Source organism: Saccharomonospora cyanea NA-134, assembly GCF_000244975.1.
GTDB classification, from domain to species: domain Bacteria; phylum Actinomycetota; class Actinomycetes; order Mycobacteriales; family Pseudonocardiaceae; genus Saccharomonospora; species Saccharomonospora cyanea.
In genome coordinates, this window is the sequence record NZ_CM001440.1 from 2,415,033 (window position 1) to 2,431,942 (window position 16,910).

At 70.0% G+C, this 16,910-nt stretch carries 14 protein-coding genes; 8 read left to right on the forward strand and 6 right to left on the reverse strand.

Annotated elements, in window-relative coordinates; all coding sequences use genetic code 11:
• The first annotated feature begins 120 nt into the window (after window positions 1–120).
• The gene (locus SACCYDRAFT_RS11340; RefSeq protein WP_005456289.1) at window positions 121–1,413 is read left to right on the forward strand and encodes a M14 family zinc carboxypeptidase; all 1,293 of its coding nucleotides are present in this window, start codon (window positions 121–123) and stop codon (window positions 1,411–1,413) included.
• A gap of 69 nt (window positions 1,414–1,482) precedes the next feature.
• Here SACCYDRAFT_RS11340 and SACCYDRAFT_RS11345 read toward each other — a convergent pair whose 3' ends face one another.
• From SACCYDRAFT_RS11345 to SACCYDRAFT_RS11360, 4 genes are all read right to left on the reverse strand, one after another.
• Window positions 1,483–2,337 carry an NAD(P)H-binding protein gene (locus tag SACCYDRAFT_RS11345; protein WP_232283817.1) on the reverse strand — a complete coding sequence of 285 codons (855 nt, stop codon included), beginning with the start codon at window positions 2,335–2,337 and terminating at the stop codon, window positions 1,483–1,485.
• Complete coding sequence (locus SACCYDRAFT_RS11350; protein ID WP_005456292.1) at window positions 2,334–2,777, reverse strand: SgcJ/EcaC family oxidoreductase; 444 nt, start codon at window positions 2,775–2,777, stop codon at window positions 2,334–2,336. The genes SACCYDRAFT_RS11345 and SACCYDRAFT_RS11350 overlap by 4 nt, the downstream gene beginning before the upstream one ends.
• Before the next feature lie 130 nt (window positions 2,778–2,907).
• Window positions 2,908–3,603 carry an HAD family hydrolase gene (locus tag SACCYDRAFT_RS11355; protein ID WP_005456293.1) on the reverse strand — a complete coding sequence of 232 codons (696 nt, stop codon included), beginning with the start codon at window positions 3,601–3,603 and terminating at the stop codon, window positions 2,908–2,910.
• Window positions 3,604–3,693: 90 nt separating this feature from the next.
• On the reverse strand, window positions 3,694–5,022 hold the full coding sequence (locus tag SACCYDRAFT_RS11360; protein WP_005456294.1) for an MFS transporter: 1,329 nt from the start codon (window positions 5,020–5,022) through the stop codon (window positions 3,694–3,696).
• A 266-nt stretch (window positions 5,023–5,288) separates the two neighbouring features.
• On the opposite strand from SACCYDRAFT_RS11360, the gene SACCYDRAFT_RS11365 reads away from it, so the two are divergent.
• The 6 genes from SACCYDRAFT_RS11365 to SACCYDRAFT_RS11390 all read left to right on the forward strand — a co-directional run bounded on the left by SACCYDRAFT_RS11365 (window position 5,289) and on the right by SACCYDRAFT_RS11390 (window position 11,710).
• A complete protein-coding gene (locus SACCYDRAFT_RS11365) occupies window positions 5,289–6,251 on the forward strand; it encodes an MBL fold metallo-hydrolase (RefSeq protein ID WP_005456296.1) in 963 nt (320 codons plus the stop codon).
• Between the two features lie 13 nt (window positions 6,252–6,264).
• Window positions 6,265–7,842, forward strand: a complete 1,578-nt coding sequence (locus SACCYDRAFT_RS11370) for an FAD-dependent monooxygenase (protein WP_043536397.1) — start codon at window positions 6,265–6,267, stop codon at window positions 7,840–7,842.
• 79 nt (window positions 7,843–7,921) lie between these two features.
• Window positions 7,922–9,202, forward strand: coding sequence for a YeeE/YedE family protein (locus SACCYDRAFT_RS11375; protein ID WP_005456299.1), 1,281 nt, complete (start codon window positions 7,922–7,924; stop codon window positions 9,200–9,202).
• A 219-nt stretch (window positions 9,203–9,421) separates the two neighbouring features.
• Entirely contained in the window at window positions 9,422–10,477 is a 1,056-nt protein-coding gene (locus SACCYDRAFT_RS11380) for a sporulation protein (RefSeq protein ID WP_005456300.1), read from the forward strand.
• 124 nt (window positions 10,478–10,601) lie between these two features.
• Window positions 10,602–10,946: an MmcQ/YjbR family DNA-binding protein gene (locus SACCYDRAFT_RS11385; protein ID WP_043537224.1), complete on the forward strand. Its 345-nt coding sequence runs from the start codon at window positions 10,602–10,604 to the stop codon at window positions 10,944–10,946.
• 77 nt (window positions 10,947–11,023) lie between these two features.
• Complete coding sequence (locus SACCYDRAFT_RS11390) at window positions 11,024–11,710, forward strand: EthD domain-containing protein (protein ID WP_005456305.1); 687 nt, start codon at window positions 11,024–11,026, stop codon at window positions 11,708–11,710.
• Between the two features lie 180 nt (window positions 11,711–11,890).
• Here the strand turns inward: SACCYDRAFT_RS11390 and SACCYDRAFT_RS11395 are convergent, their stop codons facing one another.
• Window positions 11,891–12,259, reverse strand: coding sequence for a LysR family transcriptional regulator (locus tag SACCYDRAFT_RS11395; protein ID WP_005456307.1), 369 nt, complete (start codon window positions 12,257–12,259; stop codon window positions 11,891–11,893).
• 693 nt (window positions 12,260–12,952) lie between these two features.
• On the opposite strand from SACCYDRAFT_RS11395, the gene SACCYDRAFT_RS11400 reads away from it, so the two are divergent.
• A complete protein-coding gene (locus tag SACCYDRAFT_RS11400; RefSeq protein ID WP_005456309.1) occupies window positions 12,953–13,975 on the forward strand; it encodes a helix-turn-helix transcriptional regulator in 1,023 nt (340 codons plus the stop codon).
• Between the two features lie 58 nt (window positions 13,976–14,033).
• Here SACCYDRAFT_RS11400 and SACCYDRAFT_RS11405 read toward each other — a convergent pair whose 3' ends face one another.
• Entirely contained in the window at window positions 14,034–16,715 is a 2,682-nt protein-coding gene (locus tag SACCYDRAFT_RS11405) for a glycoside hydrolase family 97 catalytic domain-containing protein (RefSeq protein WP_005456311.1), read from the reverse strand.
• Window positions 16,716–16,910: the final 195 nt, after the last annotated feature.

A 16,910-nucleotide genomic window follows, 5' to 3' on the forward strand; every position in this document is an offset into this window, starting at 1 on the left:
CTACCCGGAGCAACACGATCACCGCCCGATCGGCTCTTGTGGCGGGAGTCCTCGCCGCTATTGGCTGCTACTCGACAGAGACGAACCCGACCCACAGCATCGTGCATTCAGGAGGACGGCTTGAGCCAGTCGCGACACCGATCCCGGAAATCCCCCGCGGTCCCGAGCGGACACAGACGTCACCCGGCGCGTTGGAGGGCACCGCTGGCGCTCGCGGCGGCCGGCTCGATCGCGCTGACCGGACTCGCCGCCGTATCCGCGTCGGCGGCGCAACCGGAGGGCCCCGGAAACGGTGCGTGCAAGGTCCATGACGATCCACAGTGGAGCGGATGGACCGACCACACCGAGCTCGGACGCGCACTCCACACCATCGAGCAGACGTCGGCGGGACGAGTCGAGGTCGAGCAGATCGGAACGAGCACACTCGGCCGTGAGCTCTGGTCCGCGAGAGTGGGCACGGGCGAGAAGGTGCTGATGGTGCAGAGCGCCATCCACGGCAACGAACGCACGGGGACCGAGGCGCTGCTCGGCATCCTGCGGGATCTCGGCACGAGTTCCGACCCGGCGACCGAACGCCTGCTCTCCGAGGTGACCCTGGTCGCGCTGCCCATGGTCAACCCGGACGGCGGTGAGCTCAACCGCAGGATCAACGTCCTGTCGTGGGACGAGGTCGTGGCGCGGTACCCGCAGCTCGCGGACGCACCCCGGGCCTGGTACCACAGCCTCACCGGTGACGGCATCGCGCTGCCCGGCTTCGACCTCAACCGGGACTTCAACCCCGACCTCGACTACCGGCCGAGTGCGGCGGACCTGCCGGGCAGGCAGGTGGACGCCGGTTTCTTCCTGGCTCCGGAGTCCCGAGCGATCCGGGACGTCTACGTCGCCCTGCGCGAGGAGTTCGGCACGGTGGACGCCGTCGTGGACCTGCACCACATGGGCCCGTGCGGACGCCTCACCGGTGGCCCCCAGGACGGCAAACTCATCTCGGTCGCCCTCGACTACCCGCCCCTGGGTGTCGAGGACGGCGCGGCCTACCGGGAGCAGTGGCCGTTGCTCGACCAGGACAAGTCCCGACGTTACGCCCTCGCGGTGGCCCGAGGCCTCCAGGACGCGTACGGGCCGCAGTCGCCACTGGCCGCGGTCGGCCGCTACCTCCACCCCGAGGAGCGGGAGTACGCGGGGCAGGGCCGGTCGGCCTTCGCGCTGAACGGGTCGGCCACCGTGCTGTTCGAGGTACGTGGACAGCAGGACGACCTGGGCCAGAAGCAGAAGGGCATGCTCGTGCAGACGGTGCGGACCGGTGTCGAGTCGCTGCTCGCGGCGATGGCCTCCGGAGAGGTCGACCGACTCGACGGTGACGACTTCTTCGGGCTGCCGGACTACGGCTGGGACACCGGCTCCAGCTCGGACTGAGGCGGAACTCCCTCGTGTGCCGGCCCGTCGGTCCTCGTCGGGTCGGCACACCGGTCCCGGAGCCCGCTGTCACAGGAAGTCGGCGGCGTGGTCGCGGGCCCACTCGGCGAACGTCCGTCCCGGCCGTCCCGTGACCTCCTCGACAATGGTGGAAGCCTCGGCGGGAACGCCGTCCTGGGCGGCCCAGAGCGCCATCGTGGCCTCCACCGCCACCGGCGGCATGGTGGTGGCCAGCTCCGCTCTCGCCTGCTCGGGCGTCACCCGTTCGACCGTGATCGCGCGTCCCCGCGCTTCAGCGAGGTGGCGCAGCTGCTCGGTCAGTGGGAGTGATTCCGGCCCGTGCACCCGGTAGGTGCGGCGTTCGTGTCCCGGCCGGGTCAGCGCGGCGACCGCGAGCGTGGCGAGGTCCTGCTCGTGGACGGGGGCCGTGTGCGCGTCGGGATAGGGCAGGCGCACGGCGTCCTCCCGGCGGATCGATCGCTGCCAGCACCACCGGGCGTTGGCCGCGAACAGGCCCGCACGGAGAAACGTCCAGTCGAGCGCGGAGTTCTCCAGGGCCACTTCGACGACGCGGTGTTGTCGCGCGACAGGGGAGTCCTGGGCGCCGTCGTGGGTGACGGCCTCGGACGACAGCAACACCACGCGACGTACTCCCGCCCTCTCGGCGGCCTCGACGAACCCCTGCGCGCCGTCCGGAACGGCGTAGAGGAACACGCCGTCGGCACCCGCCAGGACCGGTGCCAGCGTGTCGGGACGGCTCAGGTCGGCGCCCACGACGTCCCAGCCGGGCGGGAAGCCCGCCGTGCCCGGACCGCGCGTGGTCGCCCGGATCCGGTGCCCCGCCGCGTGCAGACCGGCGGCGACCGACCGGCCGACGTTGCCCCGGGCGCCGAACACCACCATGACCATGGTCGCTCCTCTCACGCCTCGACGTTGGTGTTGTGCAACGCGCCGATCCACCACCGGCTATCCCTGCGGACGGCCACCAGCGTCCCGTGGTTGGCGAACGACCCTTCGGGCGTCCTCATGTCCTGTCTTATGTGGACGACTGCTGTGTCCTGATCGAGGCGCGCCAGGCCGAGTACGCTGACGTGCATCCGCCAGTCGCGCACCACCGACGACAGTCGCCGCGTGTGGTAGGCGTACAGCGCTTCCCAACCCCGGATGAGCGTGCCGTCCGGCACCACGACGACGGCGTCGTCGGTGAACGCGCCGTCGAGGACGTCGGGCCGTTTGTCGTTGAACCCCGTCTCGATGTCCCGCACGAGCGCGCGCAACGCGGCGTCGTCCCGTTCGTCGACGGGCAGGGTGCCGGCGTGGGGCCGGGCGGGCAGGCCGGGTTTCTTCGTCCGGTCGAGATCCATGTTTCCGGACGTTACGAGCGGCGGATACGGTCGGACATCTGTCGGATGACCGGTCTTGTGGCGGATGGGCCCCCTCGCAGGCGTCCCGATACCGGCGCGAGCACAGCAGGCCTTCGACGGGCCGAGTTCTTCACCCGCTCCGGCGGGTGTCACGCCCGGAGGGTGACGGTGCGGTGGCCAGCCCCACCAGACGGGGGAGGTCCTGGCGCAGCTGGTGCAGGTCGTCGTACACGGCGCGGGCCCCGTGGCTGGTCAGTTCCTCGACACCGAACCCTCCGGTGCGGACGGCGACGGCCGGTATGCCCATCCCGCCTGCCGCGTCGCAGTCCCACACGGAGTCCCCGACAGCGAGAGCGCGTTCCGTCCCCGCCTGCTCCCAGGCGGCGTCGAGGAGGTTCGGTGCGGGCTTGGTCTCCGACACGTCCGCCGAACTCGTCCATGCCACCGCACGGCGTCTGCCGTCCAGCAGGTCGAGATAGTGGTCGACGTGGTCCGGCTTGCCGGAACTGGCCAGCACGACCGGCAGGTCCTGCTCGGCGGCGGCGTCGAGCAGTTCCACCGCACCGTCGAACGTGCGGACCTCGGGCATCAGGCGGTCGGCCTCGGCCTTCCAGAGTTCCCGTACCCGATCACCGTGGGCTGCCTCGACCTCCTCGCCCGCGACCGCTGAGACGAGCTTGTCACCTCCCATACCGATGGCCCGGTGGATGCGCCACACCGGCACCGTCACGCCCACCTCGGCGAACGCGCGGTACCAGGCGATGGCGTGGTGATACGTCGTGTCGACGAGTGTGCCGTCCACGTCGAGGATGAGCGCGGTGTCCATGGCGGGTAACTGCCCGCCCCGACACCCCCGCAAACCAGCGTGTCCGCGTCGCACGCTGCGGACACGCGTACGGGAGCTGCGGACACGCTGTCAGGGGCGGCGGGGGAGGCCCAGGTCGGCTCCCTTCGGTTCCTTGATCGCCGTGACTCCCGCGAAGGACACCACGCACAGCACCATGATGTACAGCCCCACCGAGCCCGACCACCCGGTGCTCTGCATGAGCAGTTCGGCGATCGTCGGCGCGAACGCACCGCCGAGGATCGCGCCGAGGGCGTACCCGATCGACACGCCCGAGTACCGCACCGACACCGGGAACAGCTCCGCGTACATCGCCGACATGGGGCCGTACGACAACCCGAGTCCGAACGTCAACACGAAGATGGCGAGCGCGAACACCACGATGTTGCCGATGTCGATGAGCAGGAACATCGGCACCATCCACACGAAAACGAACGCGTAACCGACCTGGAACGTCCTCACGCGGCCGATGCGGTCGGACAGCGCGCCGCCGTAGAGGGTGAACACCAGCCAGCCGAACGACGCGAACACGGTGGCGAGCAGCACCGACGGTCGTGGCAGCCCGAGCTCGGCCGTGCCGTAGGAGATGAAGTACGCGATGACGAGGTAGCCCGCGGCGTTGTTGGCCACGAACACCAGCGCGGTCAGCAGTACTTCCCTGGCGTTGCGGCGGAAGAGGTCCCGCAGCGGTGCCGACGACTCCTTCCTGCGCTCCAGCATCTCCTTGAACACGGGGCTTTCTTCCACCGAGCGCCGGATGACGTAGCCGAGCCCCACCAGCAGCACGGACAGCAGGAAAGGCACCCGCCATCCCCAGGCCTCGAACTGCTCGGATGTGGTCATGGTCGTCATCAACCACAGCACACCCGTGGCGAGGATCAGTCCGATGGGGACACCGATCTGCGGGTAAGCGCCGAACAGTCCACGCCGGTTCAGCGGCGCGTGTTCCACCGACATCAGCGCGGCACCGCCCCACTCGCCACCCGCCGAGAACCCCTGGACGATGCGCAGCGACATCAGTGCGATCGGCGCGGCGAGACCGATGTCGGTGTACGTGGGCAGCAGTCCGATGAGGGCGGTCGCGCCACCCATCGTCACCAGGGTGAAAACCAGCATCTTCTTGCGGCCCAACTTGTCTCCGTAGCGCCCCGCGACGATGGCGCCGAGCGGACGGAACAGGAAGCTGATGCCGATGGTGGCCAGCGAGATGATCGTGGCGAGACCGGGGGACGTCTCGCCGACCGGGGCGAAGAACAGGGGCGCGAGCACCAGGCTCGCGGCCTGGGCGTAGATGAAGAAGTCGTACCACTCGATCGACGTGCCTGCGAGGGTGCTGAGCAGGACCTTGCGTTCCTCGCTCGACAGTTTCGGCCGTGCGGCTGCCGACGACGGTGCGGCCATGGGAACTCCGTTGTTCGGGGGGACGCGGTGGGTTCGCAGATACTAAGCACACACCTCACCTTTCGTCAGCCCCCGAAGACCACGGTTCGGGCCGGCGTCACGACAGGTGAAGCGGTGCCGTGTGTTGGGCCGGGTAGTCCTCTGGAGCGGTGTTCCGGAGGACGGGAGAACGGCATTCGATTCGGGCGACGTCTTCCGCTCCGCCGTGTCAGGCTCTAGTCTCTGGCGCGGAGATAGTTAAGACGTTAACCATCGGAGGTGGCGTCGTGGGCCGGAAGGCGTTCGCCTCGTCGGCGGATCTGGACGACAAGGAACAGACGCTGGAGGTGCTCGCCGACGGCGTCTACGCGCTCACCGCGGAGGGCGACCCCAACGTCGGCGCGATCGAGGGTGAGGACTTCCTCGTCTGCTTCGAGGCGATGGCCACGCCGGTGGCCGCGCGCGACTGGCTCGCCCGGCTCCGGGAGCACACCGACAAACCCGTGCGCTACCTGGTGTTGTCGCACTACCACGCGGTGCGCGTGCTCGGCGCGTCGGCGTTCGACGCCGAGGTGGTCGTGGCACACGAGAACACCCGCGCGCTCGTGGCCGAGCGCGGGCGCGAGGACTGGGAGAGCGAGTTCGCGCGGATGCCCAGGCTGGCCAAGGCCGCGGACTCGGTGCCGGGGCTGACGTGGCCGACCCTGACGTTCTCCGACCGGCTCACCATCGACCTCGGTGGCGATCGCGGTGATCTCGTCCTGCAGTACTGCGGTCGCGGGCACACCGAGGGCGACATCGTGGCCTGGCTGCCGGAGCATCGCGTCCTGTTCGCGGGCGACCTCGTGGAGGCCGAGGCCGCGCTGTACACGGGAGACGCCTACCACCACGACTGGGCGTCGGTGACACTGGACCGCGTGAAGGCGTTCGGTGCCGACGCGCTCGTGGGGGGCCGCGGCGCGGTGAGCCGGGGCAGGGACGCCGTGGACGCCGCCATCGAGCAGACCCGCGACTTCCTGCGAGTCATGATCCGTGAGGTCGGCGCCGTGCACCACGCCGGGGGGACACTGAAGGAGGCGTTCGAGCGCACGCGTGAGGCACTGGCCCCGCGCTACGGTCGGTGGCCGATCTTCGAACACTGCCTGCCGTTCGACGTGTCACGGCTCTGGGACGAGTTGTCCGGCATCGAACGGCCCGTGATCTGGACCGCCGAACGCGACCGCGAGGTCTGGGACCTGTTGCAGGACTGAGCCGACGGAGGCGATGACCGTGCGAGACCGCAGCGTGGCGGTGATCGGTAACGGGCCGGTGGGGCAGACGACGGCGCTGCTGCTCGCGCGCTGGGGCGTGCCCGTGGTGCTACTGGACGGTCGCCCGGCCCGCGACACGGTGGGTTCCAAGGCGATCTGCCAGCAGCGCGACGTCCTCGACGTGTGGGAGTCCGTGGGCGCGGGCCGCCGCATCGCCGACGAAGGCGTCACGTGGTCGACCGCGCGGACGTTCCACAGGGACGCCGAGTTGTTCTCCCTCACCCTCGCCGACACGGGCACGTCGGTGTTCCCGCCGTTCGTGAACATCTCGCAGTCCCGGGTCGAGGAGATCCTGGACGAGCGAATCGCCGGGCAACCGCTCATCGACGTGCGGTGGGGGCACCGCGTCACCCGGATCGAGCAGGACACCGACACGGTCCGGCTCGTCACCGACACCGGTTCGCACGTCGTCGCCGACTACGCGGTCGCCTGCACGGGCGCGCACTGCGAGGACCTGCGGCGGTCGCTGGGCGTGCGGTTCGGGGGACACTCGTTCGACGACCGCTTCCTCATCTGCGACATCCGCGCCGACCTCCCCGGATGGGCGCGGGAGCGGCGCTTCTGGTTCGACCCCGCCTGGAACCCGGGGCGCCAGGTGCTCATCCATCCCTGTCCCGGCTCGACGTTCCGGATCGACTGGCAGGTGCCAGGCGACTACGACCTGGCCGCCGAGGAGCGCAGCGGCGCGCTCCACGCCCGCGTCCGGGCCATCGTGGGCGAGGCCGACTACGAGATCCTGTGGAAGTCGGTGTACCGCTTCCACTCCCGGGTGGCCGACCGCCTGCGGGTGGGCCGGGTGTTGCTGGCCGGTGACTGCGCGCACCTGATGTCCCCGTTCGGTGCGCGCGGCCTGAACTCGGGTGTGGGTGACGCCGAGAACGCCGCCTGGAAGCTCGCGTACGTGCTGCGCGGCTGGGCCGACGAGAGTCTGCTCGACACCTACCACGCCGAGCGGCACGCGGCTGCGGTGGAGAACCTCGATGTCACCACCGCGACGATGAACTTCCTCGTCCCTCACGACGACGAGCAGCGGGCCCTGCGCGAGTCGGTGCTGGCGGGGGCGGCCACCGACCCCGCACTGCGGGCACGGGTGGACTCCGGCCGGTTCTCCGAGCCGTTCTGGTACGTGGCCTCACCGCTCACCACGCCGGACGTGACCCGCCCCTTCGCGGGCCGCCCTCCGAGGGGGCGGGTGCCGTCGCCCGGCCCGGGCATCCTCGTGCCCGACGTGCCGGTGTCCGCGTCGGGCGCCACGCGGCTGCGGGAGCTGCTCCGCGACGGGTTCTGTGTGCTCGCGGCCCGGGGTGCCGAACTGCCCGACGTGTCGTCGGCGCCCTGGCCGGTGCGGGTGTTGTCGCTGTCCGAGTTCGACCGGGACGGCGTGGTGGCCGACACACTCGGCGCGCGCGACGGGGAACTGTGGCTGGTCCGGCCCGACGCGTATGCGGCCGCAGTCGTCACCGAACCCACGTCGCTGGTGGAGGCGATGCATCGCGCGGTCGGAGGCGCGCCCACGCCGGCTTCGGCGTAATCCATATCGTGAGACGCGGTTTCAGCGCGAACTAGCCTCGCGGACGTACGATCGCAGGCTTTTCGCGCTGGGAGTGTCCGTGTCCACACCGACTGACCACACGTCGACCAGGGTGCGTCATACCGCCCTGCTCTCCTCACCGACCTCCGTCGCGGCACCTCCGCCGGAGCGGCTCGGCCGTGTGACGCGTGGTCCTCTCCTCGTCGCGGGCCTGCTCGCCGTGGGGCTGAGCTGGTACGTCTGGTCGGCCCACGGCGGGAAGTTCGCAGCGCTGCTCGGGCTCGGGCTCGGGCTCGGCGTGGCGTTGTTCCACTCGCGGTTCGGGTTCACCTCGGCCTGGCGCCAGCTGATCTCCGTGGGCAACGGGGAGGGGCTGCGGGCCCATGCCCTGCTCCTGGGCACCGCCAGCACCCTCATCGCGCTGGTGGTGGCCAGCGGTGCCGGGCTGTTCGGCTCCACGCCGTCGCCGTCGGCCGGAGCGATCGGCCTGCCCCTGTTCGTAGGCGCTGCGCTGTTCGCCGTCGGCATGCAACTCGGAGGGGCGTGCGCGTCGGGAACCCTGTTCGCGGTCGGGTCGGGCCAGTCGACGATCCTGCTCACACTGGGCGGATTCGTCGTGGGGTCGGTGTTCTACACGTGGGCGTTCCCCGCGTTCGACGGCTGGCCGGAGGTGCCGGGGGTGCTGCTGTCCGACCACCTCGGCTGGTTCGGTAGCTGGGCGGCCACGGTGGCCGCGCTGGTCGCCGTCGTGGTGGTGAGCCGACTGGTGCAGGCCCGGCGCAACCCGCCGCCCCTCGGTGCCGTGCCGTCGGCCACGGGGCTCGCCCGCGTCGTGCGCGGTTCGTGGCCGAAGCTGGCCGGAGCCGTCGTGCTCGGTGTGCTGGCCGCCGCCGTGATGCTGGTCTCCGGAGGCATCTGGGGTGTCACCACGGCGTTCGCCCTGTGGGGAGCCAAGCTGTTGCAGCTGGTCGGTCTGCACCCCGAGACGTGGGAGTTCTGGCAGTCCGACCGCTACGCCGAACTGCTGGCGAATCCGGTGCTGACCGAGAAGACGAGCCTCACCAACATCGGCATCATCCTCGGCGCGGCCGTCGCCGCCGCGGCGGCGGGAGCCTGGAAGCTGCACACCACGATCCCCTGGCGCACCGCGGTGGCGGCCGTGCTCGGCGGCATCCTCATGGGCGTGGGCGCGCGGCTGGCGGGCGGCTGCAACATCGGTGCCTACCTCGGCGGCATTTCCACGGGAAGCCTCCACGGGTGGCTGTGGGCGGTGTTCGCGCTCGCGGGCACGTGGGTGGGCCTGAAGCTGCGCCCGCTGTTCGGGCTCGGTGTGCCGAAGCCGTCCGACAGCGTGTGCTGACGACCCGACGGCCCGTCGGGCCCGAGGCCTCGCCCACGGCAGGCCGCCCGAGAGCTCGGTGCCGGTCGATCCGGTATGAAACCGGCAAAGCCGTCGATAACGCACGCGATCGTGACCATGGTCATGATTACGGGCGGTGACCAATCGCGGTCGGTATGCTCTGTGTCACATTTTCGTCACACAGTGCAGGTATCCCGACCTCCAAGGAGGACACCGTCCATGTTCAAACGGTTGCTCAGCGCGTTCGGCGTCGGCGGCCCGTCCGTCGACACGGTGCTGGACACCCCGCACGCCGTGCCCGGACAGGCCGTCACCGGGCAGGTGCGGATCCAGGGCGGCAGCAACGACGCGGAGATCGGTGAGATCGCGCTGTCGCTGGTGACCAGGGTCGAGGTGGAGAGCGGCGACCACGAGTTCGCGGGAACCGGTGAGTTCCACCGTGTCGTCGTCCAGCACGGCGTGCGTGTGCCCGCACAGCAGCTCGTCACCGTGCCGTTCCAGCTCATGATCCCGTGGGAGGCGCCGATCACCGCCGTGGGCGGCGGTCAGCTGCCCGGCATGACCGTGGGGGTGCGCACGGAACTGGTGATCGCCGGAGCTCCGGACAAGGGCGACCTCGACCCCGTCGAGGTGCACCCGCTGCCGTCTCAGGACGCGGTGCTCGACGCGTTCGGGAGGCTGGGGTTCCACTTCCACAGCGCCGACGTCGAGGCAGGCCGGTTGTACGGTGTGCCGCAGCAGCTTCCGTTCTTCCAGGAGCTGGAGTTCTACCCGCCCGCGGCGTTCTCCGGACGGCTGAACCAGGTGGAACTCACCTTCGTCGCCACGCCTCACGAGCTCCACGTGGTGCTGGAGGCGGACAAGCGCGGCGGCCTCTTCCGGCAGGGTGGCGACACGTTCGGCCGGTTCTCGACCACGCACGTCGATGCCGAGAACCAGGACTGGGTCGGCCTGATCGGGCAGTGGCTCGAACAGGCAGCGGAGCGCGGCCCCTCCGGCCACCACGGCAATCCGGCGTTCGGCGGCCACCCCGGTAACCCGGCGTTCGGCGGCCACCCCGGTAACCCGGCGTTCGGCGGCTACCCCGGGCCTTACGGTCACCCGGGCCAGTACGGCCACCCCGATGAGTACCACCAGCATCACGAGCGCCGGGGCCCCGGAATGGGCGGTGTCATCGCGGGCGCGGCCGCCGGTGTCGTCGGGGGCATGGTGCTGGGCGAGGTCATGGAGGAGGTCTTCGAGGGCGACGAGGAGGAAATGGACTTCGAGGAGTGAGCCACAGGGGCCGGTCTCGCGCGCCGTGTCGCGGGGATCGGCCCCGGCCGCGACAGCGGTCCGGACGGACCCGCCACTGTGGAGCGGCGCGATGATGTCGGCGGTATCCGGCAGGATGACCGGCATGGGTGTGTCAGCGACTGCGCTGCAGCGGATCATCGACGGACTCGTCGACGTCCGGAGGGACTCCGTGCGCGACTACACGGCGTTCAGCGTGCACGGAACACGGTTCGGCTATCACTGGCCGAGAACCGAGACGGTCGGCCTGAAACAGACGCTGTTGGAGCAGGCCGCGCTGGTGGCCGAGCGGCCGGAGGTCTTCGAGGTGCAGTTCACCATGGGCGGGTTCGGCTGGGTGGTCGTGCGGTTGCCCCGGATCGACGCCGACGAGTTGGAGGAACTGCTGTACGAGGCGTGGCGGCTGTCCGCGCCGGAGGAACTCGCCGCTCAGCATCCGTTCACCCGGTAGCCGCCCGACCGGCGCGTGCGCAGGGCCGCCGGCTCCTACCCTGGAGGCAGAGCACGCACGCCTCGTGGGGTGGTCCGATGATCCACTTTTTCGTTCTGGTGCCCCGCAAGCGCGGCATGGCGCCACGGGAGTTCCACGACCACTGGCGGCACCCGCACGCCACCGTGGAGAGCCGGGTGCCCACGTTACGGCACTATGCGCTGAGTCATCGCCTTCACACCGACCGCCTCGGCCCGGCACAGTCGGAGTTCGACGGCATCACCGAGGCGGTGTTCGACACCGTCCACGACGCGATGCACTTCGGGGAGGAGCCCTACTACGAGCGGCACGTGGAACCCGACGAGCCGGTCTTCGTCGACTCCTCCCGGCTGGTGTGGATGGCGACGGAGGAGGAGGTGCTCGTCCCGAGGGCGAGCGAGCAGGACGGCGCCGATCACGCCGACGCTCTGTGGCTTCACCTCGACCGCCCGGTGTCGGTGAAGCTCGTGCAGTTCGTGCGCACCGGGGGCAGCCCCGACTGGGCCGGGGAGCCGGACGTCGACCTCGGCCGTCGCATCGGCGCGCTGCGCCACGTACGTAACCGGCCGTCCCGGCTCGTCCACGGTGACGAGCCGCCCTTCCGTGGGGTGCGGCAGTTGTGGTGGCCGACGCTGTCGGCGTTCGAGGCGGGCGTCGCGGGTGGGACGGATGCCTTCGACGAGCTCCTCGACCGGGCCGGGGACGCGCTCACCCTCCTGGTGCAGGAGGAACGTTATCTACGGTGACCCGACCGGGGGCCACGACACCTGTAGTAGGGCATTGAAGTGTTCGAATTGCGGTTGGGCGGCGGCCGGGTGAGTGTCACCGTAACGGTAGGGAAACGATGTGCTCGGTCGAGTCGGTAGGGGTGACGGGGTGTCCCCGCTGCCCGGCCGCCGTGCGGGAGCGCCGACGGGGTGCGGCGTCTATTGCTCGACGGGGCGGCGGGGGCGGCTGACCGCCGCGGCGCGTGCGGTGCCCCGGGCGGCCGGAACACGGTTGCGCGTGGTCACCGTCCTGGCGGCCGACTCCGGGGGGCCGGGAGCGTTGAACGTCTGCTTGATGCTGTCGAACAGCGTGACCACCGCGCGCGCGGCGGGCAGCAACATCTGCCCCTGTGTGGTCAGTCTTGCTCCGGTGGAGTCCCGAGTGAACAGCTTCGCGCGGAGACTGGTTTCCAGACACTTGATCTGGTAGCTGATCGCAGGCTGCGAGTAGCCCAGCGCCTCGGCCGCGACGTCCATTCGTCCGGCCTCGGCGATCGACACGAACGCGCGGAACTGTCGCTCGTCCATTCCATACTCCAAACTCTCGTCGGGTACACAGACTTCTCGGCCGGGCCTCGGCGTGCTCGGACCGTGCCCTCTTCGGGCGCATCGGTGGCGAGGGGAGAGCGGGCACGGCAGCACAGACCGTTGGCCCGTGCGGGCGGGTCGCGTGACGGCTGTGAGTTCCATGCCTCTGCAATCCCTGTCCTGAGGGGGCCGGTCGGTGGCGGCACCAGGAAACCGCACGGCGTGATCGCCATGCCAGCGCTGGTGCTGGCCGGAAAAGGTCACAGCCTGTCAGGAATGGGACACAGCCGACTTTCGGGCTCCTCCGAAAGGCCTAATTCATGAACGATTCTCATATCCGGAGCGTTGTGTCGCACACGAGTCATCCGGTGGTCACCTCTGTCCGGCTCGTCGCCGCTCTTCTGTCCACATGCGTGAAACTACGACGAACGTCGTAACGCCGGACGGCTGAACGGAACACCTCCTGCGGCCGTACGGGCGCTCGGCATGGACTCGGGAAGGCTGTCGCGGGGCCGAACCACGCTTCCCATGTCAGTCCTAATAGGAGGATCAGGGGAATGTCCGGGCGATCAGTGTGTGGTTGTTCGGCGTGGGGGCCGGTCGAACACCGGCCCCCACGCAGGGGAACCGAGCAGCCCGTGGCCACGTCGAAGCGGTGTCGAGAAGCGTTCAGGCGAGACCCGCGGGAGTTTCATGAGTGACGAGCACGGCCCGGACGACGATCCCGACGTGGCGTGCCGCTTCACCGACGTGGAAATAGCGGTCTACCTGTCCCTTCTTCAGGGCTCCGCGTCGTTGTCCGACTGCTGCACCGCCACGGGGCTGGACGAGCACACGGTGGCTCGGGTCCTCGACGAGCTGGCCGGGTCCAAACTGGTGCAGCCGCTGTCCACCCAGCCCCGGCGGTGGCGTGCGGTCGCGCCCAACCTCGCCTTCCTCGGTTTCCTGTCGAAACTGCGCGCCGAGTACGCGAAGCTGAGCAGGCAGACCACGTCGTTGAACAGCGTCCTCGACGAGTTGCAGACCGCGATGATGAGCGACACACTCGACCACCGGTCGACGGTCGGCATCGAGAAACTCACCGACGCATGGGAAACGCAGACCAAGCTCACCGAGCTGCTCGCGACCGCCCGGCACAGCGTGCGGGCCATGCACCCCACGGTCGCTTCGGACGGCGTCGCGGGCGTGGACTTCTCGACGGACCGCGCCTTGTACGACCGTGGGCTCGAGATCCGTTCCATCTACCCGCACACGGCGCGGAGGCAGCGGGAGGGGCTGAGCTATCTCAGGCGCATCCAGGAGATCGGTGGCCAGTTCCGGACGACGGTGTCGGTTCCCAGCCGGGTCATTCTCATCGACGACCGGGTCGCGGTGCTGCTGCTGCGCTCCCGGCACGACGGTGGTGTCATCGCCCGCGAACCGAACATCGTCGGCTTCTTCGAGCAGCTCTTCGAGGACACGTGGGACCGGGCGCTGCCGGTGTCGGAGTACGACTACGACGAGGACGTCTGGCGCGAGATCGAACTACTGGTGCTCGTGGAACTGAGCACTGGCCGGTCGGACGAGGCGATCGCGCGCAGGCTGGACATCTCGACCCGCACGCTCCGCCGGTACATCACCGGGCTCTACGAGCGGTTCGGGGTCGAGACCCGGTTCCAGCTCGGCGTCGCGGCGGCCCGTGCGGGAGTCCTGTCGGGTGAACCGGGTCTCGACTGAGCTCGGCGTCCAAGGGATGAGACGGAGTGCCGGGTACGTGGCCCGGCACCCCGGTTCCTCAGGCTGTGCAGACCAGCCGCGCGCCACCCCAGTCGGCGTGGTCGTGGTTGACTCCGTCACCGCCGTCGTGGACGGACAGCGTCAGCAGTCGCACCCCGTCCACCGGGACGTCGAGCAGGTGAGCCCCGTCCGCGCCGCGCAGCGTCGGGGTGACGGCGAGCTGTTCGTCGTCACCCCGCACCTCGAACGACACGGAACCCTGATCGCCCACCTCGTCGTCCACCCCGACCTCGGCGGTGAGTCTCGTGCAGGCGCCACCGAGGTAGAGCTCCACCGACGACGGCGCGTGCACGCCGAGCCCCTTGGCGTACGTCGTGCCGCCGATGGTCAGCTCGGCACCATCGCCTTCCTCCTGCTCACCGACGGACGCGTCGCGCTCCACGGGACCCCAGCCGTTGCCACTCGACAGGAACGGCAGGTCGCTGACGAACACCTCGCCACGCGGCACGTCCGGCGGCACGAGTACGTCGACCGCCCGCTCGACGTGCACCGGCTCTCCGTGCCCGGACCCGCCCGGCAACCGGTACTGCGCGACCAGCGGCAGGTCCACGCGGCCCCGCGGGCCGTCCTGCGGCGCGACGAGAGTCCAGGTGCCCGACAGCGTTTCGCCGGCGCGCAGCGAGCGAGCCCGCACCACCTCTCCCTCGACGTGCCAGTCCTCCGGCACCGAGGGGCGCAACGACACGTCGTGCACGCGCTCGCCCTCGTCGAGGGTGAACTGGGCGCTGATCCGGACGCTTCCGCCGGCCGGCACGGTCGCCGACTCGGCGGAGAGGTCCAGCGTCGTGTCCGGTACCGTCGGCACCGGCCGCTCGCACGAATCCCGGTGGCGGTCGGCGCGGCAGACGATCGCGGCGAAGCCCCCGTTGTCGGCGACGGGCACGGTGAGTTCGTCGTGGCGGTCGAGCACGTGCGACTCGCGCACCACGCCCGTGCCGTCCTCGCCGTCCCGGAAGAGGTCGACGCGCCAGTCACCGCGGCCCAGGAAGTCCAGCGACGCCGAGAGCGTGCGCGCGTCACCCGCCGCGATGCCACCGACGAACCAGCGGTCGCCCTGGCGCCGCGCGAGGACCACCTCGGAACCGGGCTCGCCGGAGAGCAGTTCCGTCTCGTCCCAGACCGCCGGTACCTGGTCGAGGAAACGCTCCGCGTCCGGATACCGGGGGAACACCTCCGGCCGGTCGGCCAGATGCAGCAGCCCGCTCTCGAACACCACGGGCAGGGCGATCTCGTGACCGTCGGAGGTGAAGCGACTGTCCTGGGACAGCGTGACGGGGGTGTAGTCCATCGAACCCACGACGTTGCGGGTGAACGGCAGCGTGGTGTTGTGCTCAGGCGTCACCTGGTGGTCGCCGCTGAAGGAGTAGTACTCGGCTCCGCGCACGGCCTCGTAGGTCATCAGGTGCGGCCAGGTGCGCTGCATGCCCTTCGGCAGCGTCGAGCCGTGGAAGTTGACCAGCAGGCGGTGTTCGGCGGTGGCGGCGAGCACGCGTTCGTACCAGTCGTGCCGTGACACCCCTTCGCCGTGGCCCTCGCCGGTGTTCATGAAGTCGATCTTGACGCCCTTGACGCCCCAGTCGTTCAGCAGTCCGAACCAGTGGTCCATCTCCTCGGCAGTGTCGACCTCCCACCACCGGAACCACAGGAGCACGTCCACGCCCTTCGCGCGGGCGTACCGGGTGACCTCCGGAACCCACGAGGCGTCCCAGCCCTCGTCGATCAGAACGTAGGACCAGCCGTGCTCGGCGGCGTAGTCGATGTAGTCGCGCTGCCGTTCCGGGTCGCGCGGGCTGTCGTGCTCGGGCAGCCACGACCACGCCACCGTGCCCGGCTCGATCCACGACGTGTCGGCGACACGCGAGTCGGGGGCGAGATCGTCGACCAGAGTGGACTCCGTGACGGTGTCGAGGTCACCCACCACGGCGACGCGCCACGGTGTGGACAGCGGACCGCTGGAGGCGGGCGGCCGCTCCACCAGGCCGACCTGGTACCGGCCGCTGCCCTGTTCGTGCGTGAGCATGCTGCCGGGATAGTCCGAGGAGAGCCCCGACTCGGTGAGCAGGACGTAGGAACCGGCGGTGGAGAACAGCGCGGGGTAGCCGAAGTCGCCGCTCGGCACCGAGCCGGCCGTGGCCTCGAACCGTGGCTCCTCGTACCACGAGCTGTAGTCGAGCATCCAGGCGGGAGCGTCGGTGGGCAGTGTCCACGACGACGCCTCGCGCACGATCGCCGTGCCGTCGGGGGAGGGCAGGTGGTAGCGGTAGGCGACGCCGTCGGGCGCCACCCGCACCACGAGGTCGAGCGGTGTGCCGTCCTCGGCGGTGAACGACAGCGTCGTCTCCCGCATGACGGTGTGCCGTTTCCGTTCCTTGCCGGTGGTCGTCCGGTAGCGTTCGACCACGGTGCGGTCGGAGCGTCCCGTGAACGTCAGGTCGTCGGTGAGGTCGGTGTCCTCGGTCAGGACACCGATACCGGAGGCGGGGAGCACGGTCCGGCCCCCGCGCGTGACCTCCAGCGAGGGGGCTCCGTCGGACAGGCTGACCACGGCGGTCAGGTCCGAACCGGGGCCGGTCACACTCCACGTGCTGTCGTCTGCGGTGGCGGGAACGGTCGCCGAGGTGCCGACGACCGCGGCAATGGCTCCCACCGCCGCAACGCTGCGTACTGCTGACCAGGGCATTGTTTGCTCCTGTCCAGTTGTGTTGAATAGTGTGGGCTCTGAGGGACGCTAGTGTGTGGACTCCTGTTCGTACAGGGCCGTTTGTGGTAATCGGTTGGAGGTTTGTCGGCTGGTTGGCAGGAGGAACGGGGAGGATCGGTCGTCCGCGGCCATGGCGGTCGGCGGGAAGACCCTGGCGTTCGCGGCGGTCGAACC